The organism is Flavobacterium sp. GW821-FHT12A05, from assembly GCF_058807735.1.
In genome coordinates this window covers 443,219-464,948 of the sequence record NZ_JBXAQY010000003.1, presented here as the reverse complement: position 1 = coordinate 464,948, position 21,730 = coordinate 443,219, and the positions used below count along the sequence as shown (strand labels likewise).

The 21,730-nt window shown below is 36.0% G+C and carries 9 protein-coding genes; all 9 read left to right on the top strand.

Features of this window, described 5'->3' with window-relative positions:
• Positions 1-290 precede the first annotated feature (290 nt).
• Positions 291-3,677: a glycosyl hydrolase gene (locus tag AC1RRQ_RS08545; protein WP_493022599.1), complete on the top strand. Its 3,387-nt coding sequence runs from the start codon at positions 291-293 to the stop codon at positions 3,675-3,677.
• Between the two features lie 158 nt (positions 3,678-3,835).
• Entirely contained in the window at positions 3,836-5,260 is a 1,425-nt protein-coding gene (locus tag AC1RRQ_RS08540; protein ID WP_493022598.1) for a sialate O-acetylesterase, read from the top strand.
• Positions 5,261-5,439: 179 nt separating this feature from the next.
• Positions 5,440-7,767: a DUF5703 domain-containing protein gene (locus AC1RRQ_RS08535; protein ID WP_493022597.1), complete on the top strand. Its 2,328-nt coding sequence runs from the start codon at positions 5,440-5,442 to the stop codon at positions 7,765-7,767.
• 16 nt (positions 7,768-7,783) lie between these two features.
• A complete protein-coding gene (locus tag AC1RRQ_RS08530; RefSeq protein WP_493022596.1) occupies positions 7,784-10,243 on the top strand; it encodes a pectate lyase family protein in 2,460 nt (819 codons plus the stop codon).
• 297 nt (positions 10,244-10,540) lie between these two features.
• Positions 10,541-12,559 carry an aceric acid hydrolase gene (locus AC1RRQ_RS08525; protein ID WP_493022595.1) on the top strand — a complete coding sequence of 673 codons (2,019 nt, stop codon included), beginning with the start codon at positions 10,541-10,543 and terminating at the stop codon, positions 12,557-12,559.
• Between the two features lie 193 nt (positions 12,560-12,752).
• The gene (locus tag AC1RRQ_RS08520) at positions 12,753-13,739 is read left to right on the top strand and encodes a pectinesterase family protein (protein WP_493022594.1); all 987 of its coding nucleotides are present in this window, start codon (positions 12,753-12,755) and stop codon (positions 13,737-13,739) included.
• Between the two features lie 672 nt (positions 13,740-14,411).
• Complete coding sequence (locus AC1RRQ_RS08515) at positions 14,412-17,789, top strand: SusC/RagA family TonB-linked outer membrane protein (RefSeq protein ID WP_493022593.1); 3,378 nt, start codon at positions 14,412-14,414, stop codon at positions 17,787-17,789.
• Between the two features lie 11 nt (positions 17,790-17,800).
• The gene (locus tag AC1RRQ_RS08510) at positions 17,801-19,771 is read left to right on the top strand and encodes a RagB/SusD family nutrient uptake outer membrane protein (RefSeq protein ID WP_493022591.1); all 1,971 of its coding nucleotides are present in this window, start codon (positions 17,801-17,803) and stop codon (positions 19,769-19,771) included.
• Positions 19,772-19,908: 137 nt separating this feature from the next.
• Positions 19,909-21,621, top strand: coding sequence for a polysaccharide lyase (locus AC1RRQ_RS08505; protein WP_493022590.1), 1,713 nt, complete (start codon positions 19,909-19,911; stop codon positions 21,619-21,621).
• Positions 21,622-21,730 lie beyond the last annotated feature (109 nt).

Here is a 21,730-nt window from a genome sequence, read left to right as displayed (position 1 = left end):
AAATCTGCGTGAAAATTTTACTCTCGCAGATTTTAATGATAAGGCAGATTTGTAAAATCAATTAGAAATTAAACATACAGTTCATTTCGACGTAAGGAGAAATCTCCACAAGTAACTCCGCAAAGAAAAGCCAATCTTTGTCGAGCTTCTCACGAAGATTTCTCCTTACGTCGAAATGACAAAAAAGACAAAAAAAAATTAAAAATCTGCCAAATCAGCCAAATCTGCGAGAGTAAAATCTTCCCGCAGATTTAGCAGATAAAGCAGATTATCAAAAAAAATAATTAATAATGTTTCAAAAAAAACACCTCTTTTTTATCCTTCTTTTGGCGAGCTTGGTCTCTGCACAGGAAGTCCATAAAAAAGAATCTTTTCAGCCAACACTAGAATCCTCAAGACCTTGGGTGTATTGGTATTGGATGAAATCGGCGTATTCTAAAACCGGAATTACGGCCGATTTAGAAGCTATGAAACAAGCTGGGATTGCGGGAGCTTATTTAATGACGATTAAAGGCCCGGCCAATCCGCCATTGATAGATCCGCCAGTTTTACAGTTGACGCCTGAATTTTGGGATATGATTCATTGGGCTTTTAAAGAAGCTGATCGTTTAGGTTTGAAACTAGCTTTTCATGGAGCTGACGGATTTGCCGTTGCAGGCGGACCTTGGATTACGCCAGAAATGTCAATGCAGAAAATAGTTTGGTCAACAACTGAAATTTTAGGCGGAAAGAAAATAGCGCTAAAATTGCCAGTTGCAGAACATTACAAAGACTATTATAAAGACATTGCCACGTTTGCTATTCCGATAAAAGAATACCAAATTACTTCGCAGATGCAACTGCCAAAAGTAACCACATCAAACAACACTGATGCTTCGTTTTTGGCTGATCCTAAAAAAGATGAAAACTTCAAGTTTGCCGATGCAGGCTGGATTCAATACGAATTTGCCCAGCCTTTTACCTGCAAATCTATTGTCATTGAAACCAAAGGGAGAGATTTTCAGGCACAGCGTCTGATTGTAGAAGTGAGCGATGATGGAATCAATTTTCGATTCCACGTAAGAATGATTGCACCGCGTCACGGTTGGCAGGATATGGATTTTCCAAATACACATACGATTACACCTGTTACGGCAAAATATTTCAGATTTGTGTATGATCCAAAAGGAACAGAACCCGGAGCAGAAGATTTGGATTTTGCGAAATGGAAACAAAATCTGAAAGTCAGTAAAATTACACTTTCGAATCAATCGCTGATTAATAATTATGAAGGAAAATCAGGCGCAATTTGGCGTTTGACTCCCCAAACTACCGACAAAGAAATTCCAAATTCTGATACATTTAAAAAATCAGAAATTATCAATATCTCGAATTTTGTGGATGCCGATGGAAATCTAAACTGGAAAGCTCCAAAAGGAAAGTGGAAAATCATCCGAATGGGACATACTTCTACCGGACATGAAAATGCAACCGGAGGGGCAGGAAAAGGATTGGAAGTTGATAAATTTAACCCCGAATTAATTCGTTTTCAGTTAGATCATTGGTTTGGAGAAGCCGTTCGTTCGGCAGGCCCAGAACTAGCTTCAAAAGTTTTAGAAATTCTGCATTTTGACAGTTGGGAATGTGGAAGCCAAAACTGGTCTTCAGTTTTTCAGGCTGAATTTAAAAAGAGACGTGGTTACGATCTTGTAGAATATCTACCAGTTATGGCAGGAATTCCCGTAGAAAGTGCCGATTTCTCTGAGAAAGTTTTATACGATGTCCGTAAAACAATTGGCGATTTAGTATCCGATAATTTCTACGGAACTGTCGCTCAGATTGCCAAAGAATATAATGTTAAGTTAAGTTCAGAAAACGTCGCGCCAACCATGATGAGTGATGCTTTGCTGCATTATAAATATGTCGATTATCCAGGTGGTGAATTTTGGCTGAAAAGCCCAACGCACGACAAACCTTTTGATATGGTCGATGCCATTTCGGGTGGACATATTTACGGAAAAGATATTATTCAGGCAGAATCTTTTACCGCTCTTCGAATGGATTGGGACGAACATCCGGGAAATCTAAAAACAACGGCAGACCGCAATTATGCTTTAGGAATTAACCGTTTGTTTTATCATGTTTTTGTACATAATCCGTGGACGGATAGAAAACCGGGAATGACTTTAGACGATATCGGAACTTTTTTCCAGAGAGACCAAACTTGGTGGAAACCTGGAAAAGCTTGGTTTGATTATTGCCAAAGAGTACAGTTTCAGTTGCAAAAAGGAAAACCTGTAATTGATCTGGCATTTTTTATTGGCGAAGATTTTCCTTCCCGTTCTTTCGTGCCAGATCGACTAGTACCATTTATTCCGAATGTGTTTGGTGCAGCAAGATTAGAAAGCGAGAAAATCCGTTTAGAAAATGAAGGTCAGCCAACCGCAAAAATGCCAAAAGAAGTGACCTATTCTAAAAATATCACCGATTTATCGCAATGGATTAATCCGCTAAATGGTTATCAATATGATTCTTTTAATGCTGATGTTTTAATCAACAGAGCGAAAGTTGTAAACGAAAAAGTAACTTTTGAAGGCGGAATTGAATACGGCGCTTTATTCTTCCCAGGAAGTCATAAAATGGCACCAAATAAGATTTTGTCTTTGGCTTCCGCCGAAAAAATACTGCAATTACTAAAAGACGGCGCAACGATTTTTGTGGATGAAAAACCAGATCTTCAGCCGGGAATCCAATCAGAAGCCGATCAAAAGAAATGGCAGAATATAATTGATGAAATCTGGAATAATGCCAATTCATCAACATGGAAAATCGGAAAAGGAACGGTTATCAAATTACCGTATTTAGGAAATGATTTTGCTTCCATCGGAATCACGCAAGACGTTTATTTTCCAAATTTAAGCAGAGCCGATTCAGAAACATTGGCGTGGGCACATCGAAAATCAGATACTGAAGATATTTATTTCATTTCCAATCAAAAAGGAGAAAAACGTGCTTTTGAGGCTTCTTTTAGAATTTCAGGAAAAGTACCGCAATGGTACAATCCAGTAACAGATCAGACTTCGGCTTTAGCCAATTGGAAAATAGAAAACGGAAGAACAATTGTCTCCATAACTTTAGAGGCCAACGAATCTGGTTTTGTGATTTTTAAAGGAGAAACAAAAGAAGTTTTAGCACAACGAAAATCCTCTGAATTTGAAAAAGTGCAGACTTTAGATGAAAACTGGGAATTACAGTTTGATTCAACATTTAAAGGTCCAAAAGAAGTGGTAAAAACAAACAAACTTTTTGACTGGAGCACTTCTGAAAATGATCAAATTAAGTATTATTCTGGAACTGTAGTTTATAAAAAAGAGTTTATTTGGAAAGAAAAAGTCACCAATAAAACCTGGTTAGATTTAGGTGAAATTGCCAATATTGCCGAAATCAAAATCAACGGAAAAAATTGCGGTACACTTTGGACATTCCCTTTCAAAACAGATATTTCAAAAGCTTTACAAAAAGGGAAAAATATAATAGAAATTAAAGTCACAAATACTTGGGCTAATAGACTAATTGGTGATCAAAAATTGCCAAAAGAAGAAAGATTAACCTGGACAACAGCACCATTCCGATTAGAAGGAGAACCGTTGTTGAAAGCAGGATTGTTAGGGCCAGTAAGTATCATAAAAGAAAAATAAAAGTTAGCCACAGATTAAAAGGGTTATTTGGATTGTCACCCTGAGCGAAGTCGAAGGGCGTTCCAATTGGAATCGGGCTTCGACTTCGCTCAGCCTGACATAACTAAAACTAATAATCCTTTTTAATCCTTTAATCTGTGGCAAAAAATAAATAAAAAATGAAAAAATCAATTATTGCATTATTAACGATTTTAGCAAGTTTCCAAATCAATGCCAAAATCAAACTACCAGCTTTGTTTACTGATAACATGATGCTGCAGCAAAAATCAAATGCGCCAATTTGGGGATGGGCAGAAAAGAACGCCAATGTGGTAATCAGAACTTCTTGGGATTCTAAAACCTACAAGGTAAAAACAGATGCTTCAGGTAAATGGAAAACAGAATTAAAAACAGCTTCTTTTGGCGGTCCATACACAATTGAAGTATCGGAAGGAAACGAAAAAGTTCTAATTAAAAATGTCTTGCTGGGCGAAGTTTGGCTTTGCTCTGGACAGTCGAATATGGAAATGCCGTTGAAAGGATTTCAAGGACAGCCAGTTAAGAACGGAAACGAAATCATCGTGAAATCAACTAATAAAAACATTCGTTTGATTACAATTCCAAGAGCAACGGTTTTAGAACCTTTACAAGATTTTGAAGGAAAATGGGAAGAAGCTTCTCCAAAATCGACTTCAAATTTTAGTGCGACGGCTTGGTATTTTGGATCGCTTTTGCAGGAAGTTTTAAATGTTCCTGTTGGTTTAATTCATGTTTCTTATGGAGGTTCGAGCATGGAAGCGTGGATGAATCAGGAAATGCTGAAAGATTTTGCCAGCGCTAAAATTCCAACCACGAAAGAAGAATTGGCAAAAGACCCAAATCGTGTGCCAACGACTTTGTTTAACGGAATGCTTTCGCCTGTAATTGGCTACGGAATCAAAGGTTGTGTTTGGTACCAAGGAGAATCCAATTACGAAAGAGCAAATGAATACACGGCTTTAATGAAGAAAATGGTCAGCAGTTGGAGAACATTGTGGAATCAGGGAGATTTTCCTTTTTATTTCGCTCAAATCGCGCCATTTAATTACGCCTCATTTCATCCGAAAGATTATCAGGAAAAATACAATTCAGCTTATTTGAGAGAGGCGCAGTTTAAGGCTTCAAAGGAAATTCCAAACTCAGCAATGGCAGTTTTAATGGATGTTGGAGAAGAAAACAACATTCATCCAATGGATAAAGAAAAAGGAGGTAATCGATTGGCTTTTCAGGCTTTGGCAAGAACGTACGGAATTGAAGGTTTCGAATTCGAAAGTCCGAAATACAAATCGATGGAAATAAAAGACGGTGCTGTAACAGTTTCTTTTGATGATGTTTCTAATGGAATCACGTCTTATGACAAAGAAGTTTTAGGTTTTGAAATAGCAGGAGCAGACAAAGTTTTCTATTCAGCGAAAACGGTTGTAAGAAGAAAATCAGTAGTTCTAACTTCTGATAAAGTTAAAAATCCTGTTGCAGTAAGATATTTATGGAAGGATTTCGCGAAAGCGGAATTGTTTAGCGCAGGTGGTTTGCCGGTTTCTTCATTTAGAACAGACGAGTGGTAATTGTTAATGGTTAATTGTGAATTATGAGTTATAAGTTATAAGTTATGAGTTTAACGACTAGTTTGTCATTTCGACGAAGGAGAAATCACACTAGAAATTCCGCAACAATTATCGACAGTCTTTATGGTTACGAGTGAGATTCCTCGTTCCTCGGAATGACAACAAGAACTAAAAAATAAATGAAATACATAAAATACATACTTCTCTTCATCACGCTTTGCCTCAAAGCGCAAATCCCTGCGCTCGATAATTACAATCAGGTTTGGACAACGCAAAGCAACAATTCATCGGAATCTATGCCTTTGGGCGGCGGTGATATTGGTATGAATGTCTGGGTTGAGAAGGACGATTTGTATTTCTATTTTTCAAGAAGTGGGACTTTTGACGAACATAATACTTTATTGAAATTAGGTCGTGTAAAAGTGAGTTTGAGTCCGAATCCTTTCACAGGAAAAGAAGGTTTTCATCAGGAATTAAAACTTAAGGATGGATATGTTTTAGTAGGGCAGAATGATACTAAAATCAAACTTTGGGTAGATGTTTTTAAACCGATTATTCATGTTGATTTAGAAAGTAAAAATCCGCTGAAAATGACGGCTTCTTATGAAAGCTGGCGTTATCAGAATCATCATTCAAAAGGAAAAGAAAACAATGCCAATTCTTATAAATGGGCACCTCAGGGCGATATTATCATTTTTAAAGATTCGATTGCTTTTGAAAATAACGGTATTAAATTTTATCACAGAAATAGAGAAAATACCGTTTTTGATGTAGCCGTAAAACAGCAGAAAATGGAATCGGTTAAAGACCAAATGCTGAACCCAATTGCGAATTTGACTTTCGGCGGATTCATGAAAGGCAATAACCTAAAACCAGACGGGACATATCTTGGAAAATATCAGGATACCGATTTTAAAGGCTTTAATTTATCAAGTATAAAATCATCCAAAAAACATTCATTAGAAATTTATTTAAATACTAATCAGTCCGATTTTGCTTCTTGGGATAATGGATTGAAAAGTTTGATTTCTCAAAATAAAAATACAGCAAAACAATCCGAAAAAAATACTCAAAAATGGTGGAATAACTTCTGGAGTCGCAGTTTTATTTTCACTCAAAAAAATCAGTCAACTGCAAAAGATTCGGTGTATCAAATCGGACAGAATTATCAGTTGTTCCGATATATGTTGGGATGCAATGCGTACGGAAAATATCCAACCAAATTCAATGGCGGACTTTTTACAGTTGATCCTCTTCATACGAATAAAGACCTGAATTTTACGCCTGATTTCAGGAACTGGGGCGGAGGAACCATGACAGCTCAAAACCAGCGATTGGTATATTTTCCAATGGTAAAAGGCGGTGATTTTGATATGATGAAATCGCAATTGGATTATTATGTAAGTCTTCAAAAAAATGCCGAATTACGCTCTAAAGTGTATTGGAATCACAACGGCGCATCATTCACCGAGCAACTAGAAAATTTCGGCTTGCCAAATCCAGCAGAGTATGAATGGAAACGCCCCGCAGATTACGATCCGGGAATGGAATACAATGCATGGCTGGAATACGAATGGGATACGGTTTTAGAATTCTGTCAGATGATGCTTCAGCAGAAAGAATATGCAGGAGAAAACATTGAGAAATACAATCAATTTATTATAAGCTGTCTTCGATTTTTCGACGAACATTATCAATATTTAGCGAAACAAAGAGGAAGAAAAGCTTTAGATGGAAATGGGAAATTAATTCTTTTTCCGGGTTCGGGAGCGGAAACGTATAAAATGGCGAATAATGCCAATAGCACAATTTCGGCTTTACAGGTTATTACAGAAAATCTTTTAAACCTTTCTGGTAATCAATTGTCAAAAGAAGATTCAGAATATTTAAAAGCATTTCAATCCAGAATTCCGCCTTTAAACTTCGGACAAATTGAAAATCATAAAGTTTTACTTCCTGCCAAAACTTGGGAGAGAGTTAATAATTCCGAGGTTCCGCAATTGTATCCTGTTTATCCGTGGGGAATTTACGGTGTTGGAAAACCTGATTTGGAAACGGCTTTAAATACTTGGAAATACGATCCTGATGCTTTAAAATTCAGAAGTCATATCGGGTGGAAACAAGACAATATTTTCTCAGCTCGTTTGGGATTAACCGATGAAGCGATGAAATACAATACGCTAAAAATGGCCAATTCAGAAAGACGTTTTCCAGCTTTTTGGGGACCAGGATTTGATTGGGTTCCGGATCATAATTGGGGAGGATCGGGAATGATTGGCATGCAGGAAATGCTTTTGCAGGAAACAGACGGGAAGATTTATCTTTTTCCAGCCTGGCCAAAAGATTGGAACGTTCATTTTAAATTACATGCCAAACAAAATACAACAATTGAAGCCAAACTCGTGAATGGAGAATTGAAGGTTTTAAAAGTAATTCCAGAAGAAAGAAAAAAAGACATTATAAATCTGTTAGGAAAATCTGAAGCAGAGAAAACGAAATTAAACTAACTATTACCAAGCAAAAATGATAAAGAAATTAATAAGTGGCGCTGTTTTGTCCATGCTTTTGACCGCAAGCGGACAAGCACAATCAGTCGCAAATACTGATAAACAAATTGTAAAAGTTGACTTTGACTTTTTTCAAAGAAGACTAGAAGAAGTTCACGATCCTAGTTACGATTCGTGGGTGATTAATGAAGGAAAAGAAGCCGAAAAATCATTTAATAATGTATCATTTAAGTTGAAAGGAAACTTTACTTCAAAATGGTATAAAGTTGGAATGAGCGCACCGTTTTACAACAAATTAGGAAGTGACGGTTTGGTTACGGCTGAAAATTTAGAATTGAAAATCAGCGGACTGAAAGCCGGAAAACATACACTTTTAACATTTCATAACGCTTTTGATGTCATTACAGGAAAAACTTTTTCTCCAATCAAAATCTATGTAAACGGAAAACTTCAGGAAACGGTAAATGCAAGCCAGAGAGCCAATGCTAAAATTGATGCTTCGATGGCATATATTTCTTTTAATGCTGAGAAAGGTAAGGATGTAATCGTTCGTTTTGAAATTGATCCAACTTCAAACCCAGATATCGTCAAACAGATTGTGATCAACGGTTTTGAAATTGATACGCCAAATTTGATGAATCAGGCCAGAACTCCGGAACCTAAAAATAGAGATGAACATGTTGAAGTGGCTAAAACTTTAACCTTAAAATGGGATGCGGTAAAAAATGTAGCTTTTCATAAATTGTATTTTGGTGAAGACAAAAATGCGGTAGAAAATGCAACAGAATCTTCAAAAGAATTTAAAGGAAAACTGACGGAGAAATCGTATTCAGTTTCTGATTTATACAGTGGAACAACGTATTACTGGAGAGTCGATGAAGTGGATAATAATGGCGATGTTACATTAGGAAATGTCTGGTCGTTTAAACCTGCTCAATTGGCATTTCCGGGAGCTGAAGGTTACGGACGTTACGCAGTTGGAGGTCGTGGCGGAAAAGTGATTGAAGTAACCAATTTAAATGACGACGGTCCGGGAAGTTTACGCGATGCGATTAATCAGGAAATTGGACCAAGAACGATTGTTTTTACTGTTTCGGGAAATATAAAGCTGGCTTCGAGATTAGTAGCAAATCAGCCTTATATTACTATTGCGGGACAAACGGCTCCTGGAGAAGGAATCACAATCAGCAGAGCGCCAATTGGGTTGACAGGAAATGATGGCGTGATTCGATTTTTGAAAGTAAGAATCGGGGGCGGAACTACTTTTGACGGAATGGGATTAACGGGCGCTGATTATAGTATTATCGATCACTGCTCGATTAGCTGGACAATTGATGAATCGTTTAGTTCGCGTGGCGCACATCATATTACCTTACAGCGAACTTTAATTTCGGAAGCTTTAAATGTGGCAGGACACGATAAATATGAGGTTGGAAAAATGCACGGATTTGCTGCTACAATTGGCGGTGATATTGGTAGTTTTCATCATAATTTACTGGCTCATAATTACGGAAGAAACTGGAGTATTGGTGGTGGTTTAAACGGAGATGGCTACTACACAGGCCGACTAGATATTACCAATAATGTGGTGTACAATTGGGGACAAAGAACAACAGACGGTGGTGCAAATGAGGTGAATTTTGTAAACAATTTTTACAAACCAGGCGCTTCGACTAAGATATTTGTGGCCTTAAATGCACAGCATGAAGGTGTCGGAAAAGGAATGCAGCGTTATTATTTTAACGGAAACATTATGCCAGGTTACTTTGATGAGAAATCTCAGGATAAAGGCAGAAAATCTACAATAAGTCATAATGAAAAAGTAGAATATGAAACTTTCGTAGATAAACCATTTTTTCCTTCATACGTAGAAACGCAATCAGCGAAAGCGGCTTATAAAAATGTACTTTCGGATGTTGGAGCCAATCAGCCGTTTTTTGATAAACACGATAACAGAATTATAGACGAAACTTTAAAAGGAACATTCACTTACAAAGGAAGCAAAAGCGGTTTAGGCGGAATGATTGATAACGAACAAGATGCAGGCGGATGGCCAAATTTCGCATCAGAAACTCGTCCGGCAGATTGGGATACAGATCATGACGGATTGCCAAACTGGTGGGAAAAAGCTTTTGGTTTAAACGAAAATTCACCAGCTGGAGATTTCTCAGATGCAAATCAGGATAATGATAAAGACGGATTTACACAGTTGGATAATTATTTAGACTGGCTGGCGCAGCCTCATTATTTTGTGAATTCTGGGGAGAAAAAGACTTTAAGTGCTGCAGATTATTTCAAAGGTTATGAAAACAAACCTATTTATACTTTTTCTGATCTTAAAAATGGAAAAGTGGTATTAAAAGGAAAGGAAATTCAGTTTACAGCTGTTGAAAAAGGATTTGCTTCTTTCATCCTAATTGTAAAAGATGCAGACGGAGATTCAATGAGCAGAACCATTAATTTCTTTGTAAAATAAAAAAATGGGTTTGCCACGAATTACACTAATTTCCACGAATTAGTTTTTTGCCACAGATTAAAAGTATTAGCACAGATTATTTAGTATAAAATCAATTTAATCCTTTTAATCTGTCGCAAGAAAAAGAAAAAATTAGTGCAATTCGTGTAATTCGGGGCAAAAGAAAAATCTGCGTGAAAAATTAATCTCTCGCAGATTTTACAGATTATGCAGATAAAAAATCCGTTTTAATCCGCGTTTTTACGAAGTAAATCCGTGTCATCAGCGTTACAATCATTACAATACAAAATATTCAAAATGAAAAAGAACATCATCATATCCTCTTTATTTCTTTCAACTGTAATCTTTGCGCAGAACAAAGGTTTGGTTGCGAATTCAGAAAGTCCGTATTCGAAACTGCAGAGTGTAGGCTTGCAAGATGTAAAATGGACAAACGGTTTCTGGAAAGAACAATTTGATGTAGAAACCAAAAACACACTGCCATATATGTGGGATTTGTATCATAACGATGAGATTTCGCATGCGTATAAAAACTTTGAAATTGCAGCAGGTTTAAGCAAAGGAACGTTCAAAGGGCCTTCGTTTCATGATGGTGATTTTTATAAGATTTTTGAAGGAATGGCTGCGACTTATGCCGTTACAAAAGATAAAAAACTCGATGCGGAAATGGACAAAGCCATTGCCCTTTTCGCTAAAGTACAGCGCAAAGATGGTTATATTCATACGCCAGTTTTAATAGATGAGCGCTGGGGAACTTTAGGCCCTGAAGAAGTAAAAAAACAATTGGGTTTTGAGAAATACAATATGGGACATTTAATGACTGCAGCTTGTATTCATTATCGTGCCACAGGAAAAACAAACTTCCTTAATATTGCAAAAGGAGTGGCTGATTTCTTGTATGATTTCTACAAAAAAGCTTCACCAGAATTGGCTCGAAATGCGATTTGTCCGTCTCATTATATGGGAATTGTCGAAATGTACCGAACAACCAAGAATCCAAAATATCTTGAATTGGCCAATAATCTTATTGATATTCGCGGAACCACAAATGATGGAACCGATGACAATCAGGATAGAGTTCCGTTTAGACAGCAGACAACCGCAATGGGTCACGCCGTAAGAGCAAATTATCTTTACGCCGGAGTTGCCGATTTGTATGCCGAAACAGGAGAAAAGAAACTATTAGATAATTTGGAATCCATTTGGGATGATGTAACGTATCGTAAAATGTACATTACTGGAGGTTGCGGTTCTTTATACGACGGCGTTTCGCCAGACGGAACTTCTTATGATCCAACTGTAGTACAGAAAATTCACCAGGCTTACGGAAGACCTTTTCAATTGCCAAATGCAACAGCACATACTGAAACCTGCGCTAATATTGGAAATGTATTATGGAATTGGAGAATGCTTCAAATTACCGGAGATGCCAAATATGCTGATATTGTAGAATTGGCATTATATAACAGCGTACTTTCGGGAATGGATTTAGAAGGAGAAAAATTCTTGTATAATAATCCGCTGAATGTTTCTAACGATTTGCCATTTCATCAGCGTTGGGGAAATGAACGTGAAGGTTATATTGCATTATCAAACTGCTGTGCGCCAAACGTAACCAGAACGGTGGCTGAAGTTGGAAATTATGCATACAATATTTCGAAAGAAGGTTTGTATGTCAATTTATACGGAAGTAATCAGTTGAAAACAAAATCTTTAAACGGTGAAGAAATCGAAATTGAGCAGCAGACTAATTATCCTTGGGATGGAAAAATAATTTTGAAAATTGTAAAAGTTCCTAAAGATTTACAAAATTTCTTTTTAAGAATTCCGGGTTGGAGTCAGAATGCTGAAGTTTCGATAAACAATTCTAAAATTAATGATAAAATCGTTTCAGGAACTTATTTGCAATTAAATCAAAAATGGAAAAAAGGAGATGTTATCGAATTGAATCTTCCAATGCCGGTTGAATTGATGGAAGCTAATCCGTTGGTGGAAGAAGTTAAAAATCAGGTAGCTGTAAAAAGAGGACCTTTGGTGTATTGCTTAGAATCAGACCAGCTTCCTGCGAAAGTAAGTGTAAATGATGTGGCTTTAAATTTGAAATCGAATTTTGCAACCAACAATTTTACATTAAACAATAGAAACTTAGTAAGCATTGATGCAGAAGCTGTTATAAATTCGAATAATTTATGGAACAAAACTTTGTACAAGCCACTTTCTTCTAAGGATGCAACTTCTGTTCCTGTAAAGTTGATTCCGTATTTTGCTTGGGGAAATAAAGGAAAAGGTGAAATGACGGTTTGGATGTCGCATTAGAATTTTGGATGCGGATTATAGACGGATTTTTGATATTCATCTTTGTCAAAGTTTAAAACTTTGACAAAGATTTTAACCACACAGTTATGGTAGAGACGCACTGCAGTGCGTCTTACGTATTTTTAAAAATGTGTATACGTGACGTAGACGCACTGCAGTGCGTCTCTACAATTTCAAAACTTAAATTAAAAACATGAAATATATTCTCTCTTTATTTTTAATAACAACATTTTCCCTATCAGCACAAACGCTCGATAATAAATTGGCATTAACCGTTGCTCAGGACGGTTCCGGAGATTTCAAAACTATTCAGGAAGCGGTAAATAATGTGAAAGATAATTCAGAAAAACGTGTTGTAATTACTATAAAAACAGGGAAGTATGTGGAGAAATTGGAAATTCCTGCTTCTAAGCCTTTCATTACTTTAAAAGGTTTGGATCGAAATAAAACCATCATTTCATTTGATGATTATTCAGGGAAACCGCTTCGTGAACCAGATCCGTCAGGTAAAAAGGAATTCGGAACTTCAACATCCTATTCTTTTTTAATTAAAGGAAACGATTGCATGCTGGAAAACTTAACTATTGAAAATACAGCAGGAAGAGTAGGACAGGCGGTGGCGCTTCATATAAAAAGTGATCGCGTTATCGTGAAAAACTGTAATCTTTTAGGCAATCAGGATACTCTTTATTTATCAGAAGGAAATACCCGAACTTATTTTGAGAACTGTTTTATTAACGGTACAACCGATTTTATTTTTGGCGATGCAACAGCTTATTTCTACAAATGCACTATCGAAAGTCTGGTGAATTCTTATATTACGGCAGCTTCAACTCCACAAGGTCAGGCGTACGGATTTGTTTTTACAGATTGTAAGCTTACCGCAAAAGACAAATCGGTAGATAAAGTTTTTTTGGGAAGACCGTGGAGACCTTATGCCCAAACTGTTTTTATAAACACAGATATGGGTTCACATATTATTCCCGAAGGCTGGAATGAATGGATCGATAAAAGATTCCCAGATAAAGATAAAACGGCTTATTACGCTGAACTAGGAAGTAAAGGATTAGGAGCAAAAGATTTATCTCTAAGAGTGTCATGGTCGCATCAGCTGCCTAAATCGGAATTAAAAAAATACAGTAGAGATTTAGTTTTTAATAACTGGAATCCTGATAAATAAATTAATTATTATTCTTGCCGATTATCCTGCAAGTGGCTGACCTTACTGCATTATAGTAAGTTTTGGCCGCTTCTGTTTTTTAATTTAGTGTAAAAAACACGTTTCATTTTTTTATTGGTCAGAATTTACGTTTAAAAAAAATATTTTTTTGTGAAATATTTAAGGATTGTTTGAGGTCAAATTCGCTGAGTTGTCTTGTAAGTTTTTTACTTTTAATTGAAAATGGAATAGTAAAACTGTAAGCATTTTTTGCTGAATTAAGCCGGATATAACTTCTTTAAATACAGGCACTCGGCGAGCTATTTTGCATAAAAAAGACATAAAATTCTCTTTTGATGCATATTCTTCTTTTTTTGCTCAAAAAGCCGACTTTCCATTTAATAATACTCAAACATTTTGTTCAATTTTTCTATTTAGGGCATTTATTCTTTTCATTTTTTATTAATATTGTTTTTTTGAGTTGTTTTTTTTTAGATAATGTCATTAAAACAGGATAGAGCAGGACGGTTGTAATGTATCATCGTTATATTTTTGGAATATAAAAAATAAATGTGTTTTTAACATTTAATTTTCTTTATTTTAAGGTTTCATTTAAATCTTATAAATAGTGAGACACATTTAAAAAAAACATGACTAACTAACATAATAACCTAACCAAACAAAAAAGCATTTATGAAACAAGCACTTTTAAAGAGATGTAGTTTTCTTTTGTTTACACTTATGAGTGTGCTGAGTTATGCTCAAACCTCAAATCAAGTTACAGTAACAGGAACTGTAACTGATAATGTATCCGGCCTGCTTCCGGGGGTGAACGTGACTGAAAAATCTACAAAGAATACGGTGACGACCGATTTTAACGGTCAATTTCAAATTAAAGTAAAACCAAATGCAACTTTAGTTTTTTCTTTTATTGGAATGAGAAAGCAGGAAATAGCAGTTGGAACACGAACTATCGTTAATGCAAAATTAGAAGAAGATTCAAATGAGTTACAAAATATTGTAGTCGTTGGATATGGTGCTCAGAAAAAAGAGAAACTTACAGGAGCTATCGCTACTATTAGTGCATCGGATATTCAGGAACTTCCGGTTTCAAATTTATCTGAAGCTTTAAGAGGTCAAGTTCCTGGTTTAAGTGTTATTGATGGTGGTGGTCGTCCTGGTGATGCAGCATCTCTGGAAATTCGTCAAACTTATGGTTTTTCAAAAGATGGTAGTTCAAAAACACCTTTAATTATTATCGATGATATGATACAGGTCGATCCAATAAACGGAAGACCATCTTTAGATGCATTTAATAGATTAGATCCTTCAGAAATTGAAAGTATGACGGTTTTAAAAGATGCTTCTGCTGCTATTTACGGATCTCGTGCCTCTCAGGGAGCTATCGTAGTTAAAACTAAAAGAGGAAAAAGCGGTGTTCCTACGTTCTCATATTTTACTCAATTTGCAGTAAATGATGCAGTTAGTCATAGTAAAACTATGGACGCGTATGAATTTGGTGTTTTCTCTAATAGATTTTTTAAAGGAAATAATAATTTAGGAACTAATTCATCAAACCTTTTTACTGATAGAGAGTTAGAAGAAATGAAAAGTTTAGATTATGACTGGCTTAAAGAAGCTTGGAAACCGGCAATCCAGCAAAAACATACTTTAAGTGTAAGCGGTGGTACTGAAAAAGCTACTTATTTTGCAGGTATTAACTACTTTACACAAGGAGCAAATTTAGGAAAACAAGATTATAACAAATGGAATTTCCGTACTGGTATGACAGCAAAAATTACAAGTTCGTTAGATTTTTCTGCAGCTGTTTCAGGTAATTCTGGTGATATTGAAAAATCATTTACCAAAGCTTCAGGAAATCTTAATGACAGTAGTTATGCTTCTGCAACTGGTGGAGAACAGGCAGATTATGGACTTTTATTGCATATGCCAAAATACATTCCTTGGGAAACAACTGTAAATGATAAAATGTATTTTATGTCTCCATTTGCACGTACAACATCAACACTAGGATCTGCAAATGCAAATAACACAATTGCAGGATGGAATTATTTCGCTGGTCTAGACAATGGTTCTAAACAAGTTTCAAGCGATTTTTCATACAATGTAAATATGTCCTTAAACTGGAAAGTTCCATTCATAAAAGGATTATCTTTAAAAGGTACATACGCAAGAACTCAAACTTCTGAAAGTTCAGAGCAAGTTCAATTACCATATGATTTGGCAAGAATCATGGGATATGAGAAATTAGACAGCCACTTGGCTAGTGCTGCATTACCTGTAACTACAAATGATGGGGTTCATAATTATTATTCAATAGAAACTAATGTTCGTAACTCAAGAGTTTACTATAACAGCTCTCGTTCTAAATTTGTACAAGCGAACTTTTTTGTAGATTATAACAGAACTTTTGATAATCATGAAATTGGAGCGATGTTTTCAGTAGAGCGTTCAGAATCTGAATTCAACAGTTCAAGATTAGCCTTTGAAAATACCGGTAAAGACTATGGCGGATCTTATCAGACAGCAGGAACTTTGAGTACGAATTCAACTCAGTTAAAAGGGGAACAGGGGACTTTGTCATATTTAGGACGTTTAAATTATAGTTATAAAGGACGTTATATGCTTCAGTTTCTTTTTAGAAGTGATGCTTCTACAAAGTTTGCACCAGAAAACTATTGGGGATTTTTCCCATCGGTTCAGGCAGGATGGATTGTTTCTAAAGAAAAATGGTTTGCTGATAATGTAAAGTGGGTTGATTTTCTTAAAATTCGTTACTCTATTGGTAAAACAGGAAATGATAACATCAATGCATGGAGATGGATGACACTTTATGATGTAATTGCAGATAAAGGTTTTCAGTTTGGAAGTAATGGTGGTGTTCTTGGGGGCGGTGTAACGCCTAGAGTTGAGCCAAATAGAAATGTAGGTTGGGATACAACTATCAAAAATAACTTGGGTATTGACTTAACGGTATTAAAAAACAGATTGTCTTTGACTACAGATTTTTATTATGATAGATCAAAAGATATGCTTACAGGTATGGCTGGACAAGTTGGTGTTCCAATCTCTGTAGGAGGAGGATTTGCAGAGGAAAATTATGCAGCAGTTGATTCTTGGGGAGCAGAATTCGCTTTGACCTGGAAAGATAAGGTTAATCAAAATTTCAGTTATAATGTAGGAGTTAACTTTGGCTTATCTGATAATAAGGTTAAGAAATTTCCTGAACCAGCGTTATTGCACCCATCAAATAACTTAGTACAAGCTGGTCAATCTACATTTTTCCCACAATGGGGATTCAGAACATGGAAAGAAACTTCTACAGGAGACGGGATCTTACGTACAGATCAAGACGTTGCTAATTACTGGTCTTATTTAACACAGAATGCTGCTAGTGTAGGTGGTCAGCCTAATTATATGGGAATTTCTAATGTTGCAGATATGAGAAAAGGAATGCTGGCTTATGAAGATGCAGCAGGACAATTTAACAGTAATGATGGTACTCAGGCAGGACCAAATGGACAAATTTGGAAAAATGAGGATTATGTTAAATTAGTTAAAAAAAATAGAACATATGGATTTACAACTAATTTAGGAGCAAGATACAAGTCATTTTTCTTTAAAACTCAAATTGCAACGTCTTGGGGCGGATACCGTTCTATAGATTTTGTAAAACAAGGTACTGGATCTACGCACAATATGTGGGCACGTGAAACTTTCTGGAACGATATGTATTCAGCAGACGACAACGTAAATGGTAAATATCCTAATTTGAACTCTACAGGACAAGATTACATTGCTGCCCCATCTGATTTCTGGCAGTTAGATACTTTTAGATGTACAGTAAGAAATTTAACATTAGGATTTGATATGCCTAAAGAGCTTTTAGATAAAATTAAAATTTCAAAATGGTCAATTGGCGTAACAGGTAATAATCTTTGGGACTTATATAATCCATATCCAGATCATTACCGTAATATGTATGATAATTCTTCTGAGAATTACCCTACTCTTAGAACATGGGCTGTTACTTTTAATATTACATTCTAATTCAACTAAAGATGAAACTAAAAATTAATAAATATCTAACCTTAGCACTTTTGGTAGTGCTAAGTACTTCTTGTAGTGACAATTTTTTGGAAGAAAAGAAAAACTACGGAAGTGTAGACGACTCATTCTACCAAAGTCAGGAACGTGCAAATTGGTATGTCAATAATGTTTATTTTGATTATTATTCTGCTTTTAAATCTCCAGGTCAAAGCCTTGTAGGTTCATTTACAGATACATATTCTAAAATGACAGAAGAAATAGGAGGAATTCAGCCTCTTATTAACCCAAATCTTACTTATGTAAATGCTGCAGATGCATCTGGTTATTATGGAGGTAAACTTGAAGATAAAATCAACAATGTTCCTTATAACAGAATTAGAGATTGTAATACTTTTATTAGAGATATTGATGTTAAAGGAGCAAATTTGGATAAAACGTTTCGCGATCAGGCAAAAGGGCAGTTATTTTACTTGCGTGCTGTTCAATATTTTGACTTAATGCGTGTTTATGGAGGAGTTCCTATTGTAACAGAAGCTCAAGTTCCAAGTACACAAGATGAAACTATAAAATTGCCTAGAGCAACAGTAACAGAAGTGGTAGAACAAATTGTAAAAGATTTAGATATGGCAGCAAGTTTACTGCCTGCAAATTGGCCGGGAGAATACGGACGTGTTACAAAAGGTGCTGCTTTAGCAGTTAAATCAAGAGTGCTGTTAACGTATGCAAGCCCATTATTTAATAAAAACTGGGATGGTTCAAATGAGCGCTGGGAAGCCGCGTTGAAAGCAGGTTTAGAAGCTGAAACAGCTTTAACAGCCGCAGGATATGGTCTATACGGTAATTCGGCAAAAGACTGGCAGAATATGTTTGCACTTGGAAACAATACATTTTGTTCAGAAGCTATCACAACACAGCTTTTATCTACAAACAATACAAATCTTGGAGTTAATAACTCTTGGGAAAAAGGAATTCGTTTAATTAGTCAAGGTGGTACAGGTGCTATGGAAGCTCCAAAAGAAATGATTGATTTATTTCCTACAGACAAAGGTGAAAGACCTACAGCAGCTAATGGCTATAACCCGTTTCTATTCTTTCTTAAACGTGATCCAAGATTTTACAGAACATTTGCATTTTCTGGTGTAAGATGGGATTATAAAGAAAATGCTAAGCCTGTTGTTTGGGCTTACCGTTGGATGGATAATGCAAATAAATCTTATTACAGTGATTCAAATAATGAAACCAGCCCTGCATTGGTTAGAAAAATGACAGATGTAACTGCAACAAATGCAAGTAGTTTTCAATATTCAGGAAATGATATTTTAGAGTACCGTTATGCAGAATTATTATTGAATATTGCAGAATGTTATGCTGCATTAGGACAGACTAATAATACTATTGCCTATTTAAGCAGAATTAGAAAACGTGTTGGTATTGATGCTGCAAATAATTATGGAATAGGGACTTTAAGTGGTAAGTATGCTGCTATTGAAGCTGTATTATATGAGCGACGAGTTGAACTAGCTTACGAAGGAAAACGTTTCTGGGATGTACAAAGATGGATGCTGTACGATAATGAAACCCTTCCTGGTACAAGTGGGAATACGGTTACTAAATTAGGTTTAACGCCAATCAATGGAACACAGCGTACTGGAAACTATTTGCAATACAAAAATGTTGCAACATCTGCAGATCCATTAGCGACAGCTCGTGCAAGTATTTCTGTAGACATAGATGCAGCTAAAACGACTTTTGAATCACAATTGAATACATTGGCAGCTTTTTATACAAGTAATTTTGTATTGGCAGCACCGCCAACACCAATGGATAACGTTAACAACGTAGCAGTTAAAATAAAATTTAATCCAAATTATTATATTCAAGGATTACAAAATACAGTATTAGCACAAAATCCATGGTTGAAACAAACAATTGGATGGAAAGATGCTTCTGGTGGAGATGGAGATTATAATTACCAACAATAAATTGCATAAATAAAATGTCTTTTCGTAAGATATTTTTATTAGAAAATTAAATAGAATTTACGACAAATATCACCTGTATTCTTTACTAGAGATACAGGTGATTTGTTTAAAAAGAATTACCGCAACTAGAAATTAACATGAAAAATTCCGCATTATTTATCGCATCATCTCTGCTTTTTTTAGGAAGTGCAAAATGTTTTGCTCAATATCCGAAGATAAGCCCAGAAGTACAGGCTCAGGAAAAAGCAATTAAAGAAGAGGCTCAAAGGCTTTCTGATGAAGCTTGGACAAAAGCTTTAGTAGTTATTGAAGAAGAAGCAAAACATGGAAAACCTTATATTCCGTGGGCAGCAAGACCAACCGACTTACCTCAGGCAGAAATTCCTGCTTTCCCAGGCGCTGAAGGTGGCGGAATGTACACTTTTGGAGGTCGTGGTGGAAAAGTTTATACGGTAACTAGTTTAGAAGACCGTGGACCAGGAACATTGCGTGAAGCCTGTGAACAAGGAGGAGCGAGAATAATAGTGTTTAATGTAGCCGGAATTATCAGATTGAAAAGTCCGTTGATTATTCGTGCGCCTTACATTACAATTGCAGGGCAAACCGCTCCTGGAGATGGAATTTGTATTGCCGGAGAATCAACTTGGATTGATACGCATGATGTAATCATCAGACACGTACGTTTCCGTCGTGGAGAAACTTTCGTAGGCCGTCGTGATGATGCTATTGGAGGAAATCCTGTTGGGAATATAATGATCGACCACGTTTCTGCAACTTGGGGATTAGACGAAAACATGTCAATCTACAGACACATGTACAATCCGGGACCAGGTTATCCAGATATTAAAGTAGGAACGGTAAATATTACGATCCAAAACAGTTTATTCGGAGAAGCATTAGATACTTACAATCACGCTTTTGGAAGTACTTTGGGGGGAGAAAACTGTTCTTTCATGAGAAATATGTGGGCGAATAATGCAGGAAGAAATCCTTCTATTGGTTGGAACGGAATTTTCAATTTCGTAAATAACGTAGTTTTCAACTGGTACAATAGATCTACAGATGGCGGCGATTATACTGCAAACTACAATATTATCAACAATTTCTACAAACCAGGTCCGGTAACCGATTTGACTCAGCCAATCAGCTATAGAATTTTAAAACCAGAATCAGGAAGAAGCAAATTGCCTTATATGGTTTTCGGTAGAGCTTATGTAAATGGAAACGTTGTGAACGGAAACGAGAAAGTGACTAAAGACAACTGGGATGGCGGAATTCAGCTGGAGAATAAAAAAGGCGAATTAATGGCGTATGATGAAGCAAAAGAATACTTTTCTAAAATGAAAACCGATAAACCGTTCCCAATGCCTTGGTTCAACAAATTCATGACGGCTGAAGAATCGTACGAATTTGTACTTAAAAACGTTGGAGCAACGCTTCCAATTAGAGATAAAGTAGACGAAAGAATCGTAAGAACTGTAAAAACTGGAGTTCCAGAATATGCTAAAGGATTAGAGAAAAAAGAATTCTACCAATTCGAACACAGACGTTTACCAATGGATTCGTATAAAAAAGGTATCATTACCGATATTTCTCAAGTTGGAGGATATCCGGAATACAAAGGAAAACCTTATGTCGATACTGATAAAGACGGAATGCCGGATGCATGGGAGAAAAAATACGGTTTAAACCCAAATGATCCATCTGATGCACAAGGAGATTTAAACGGAGACGGATACAGCAATATCGAAGATTACATCAACGGTGTAAATCCTGCAATAAAAGTAGACTGGAAAGATTTGGCTAACAACAAAGAAACATTAGTTAGACCTTTATTAGATTTAAAATAGGAAAACAGAAATAATTATTTAACACATAGAAACATAGGTTTTTGTACGTGCAAAAGAATATAAAAAGAAATATATTTCTAACACATAGCTATGTTTGTTAGTACAAGTG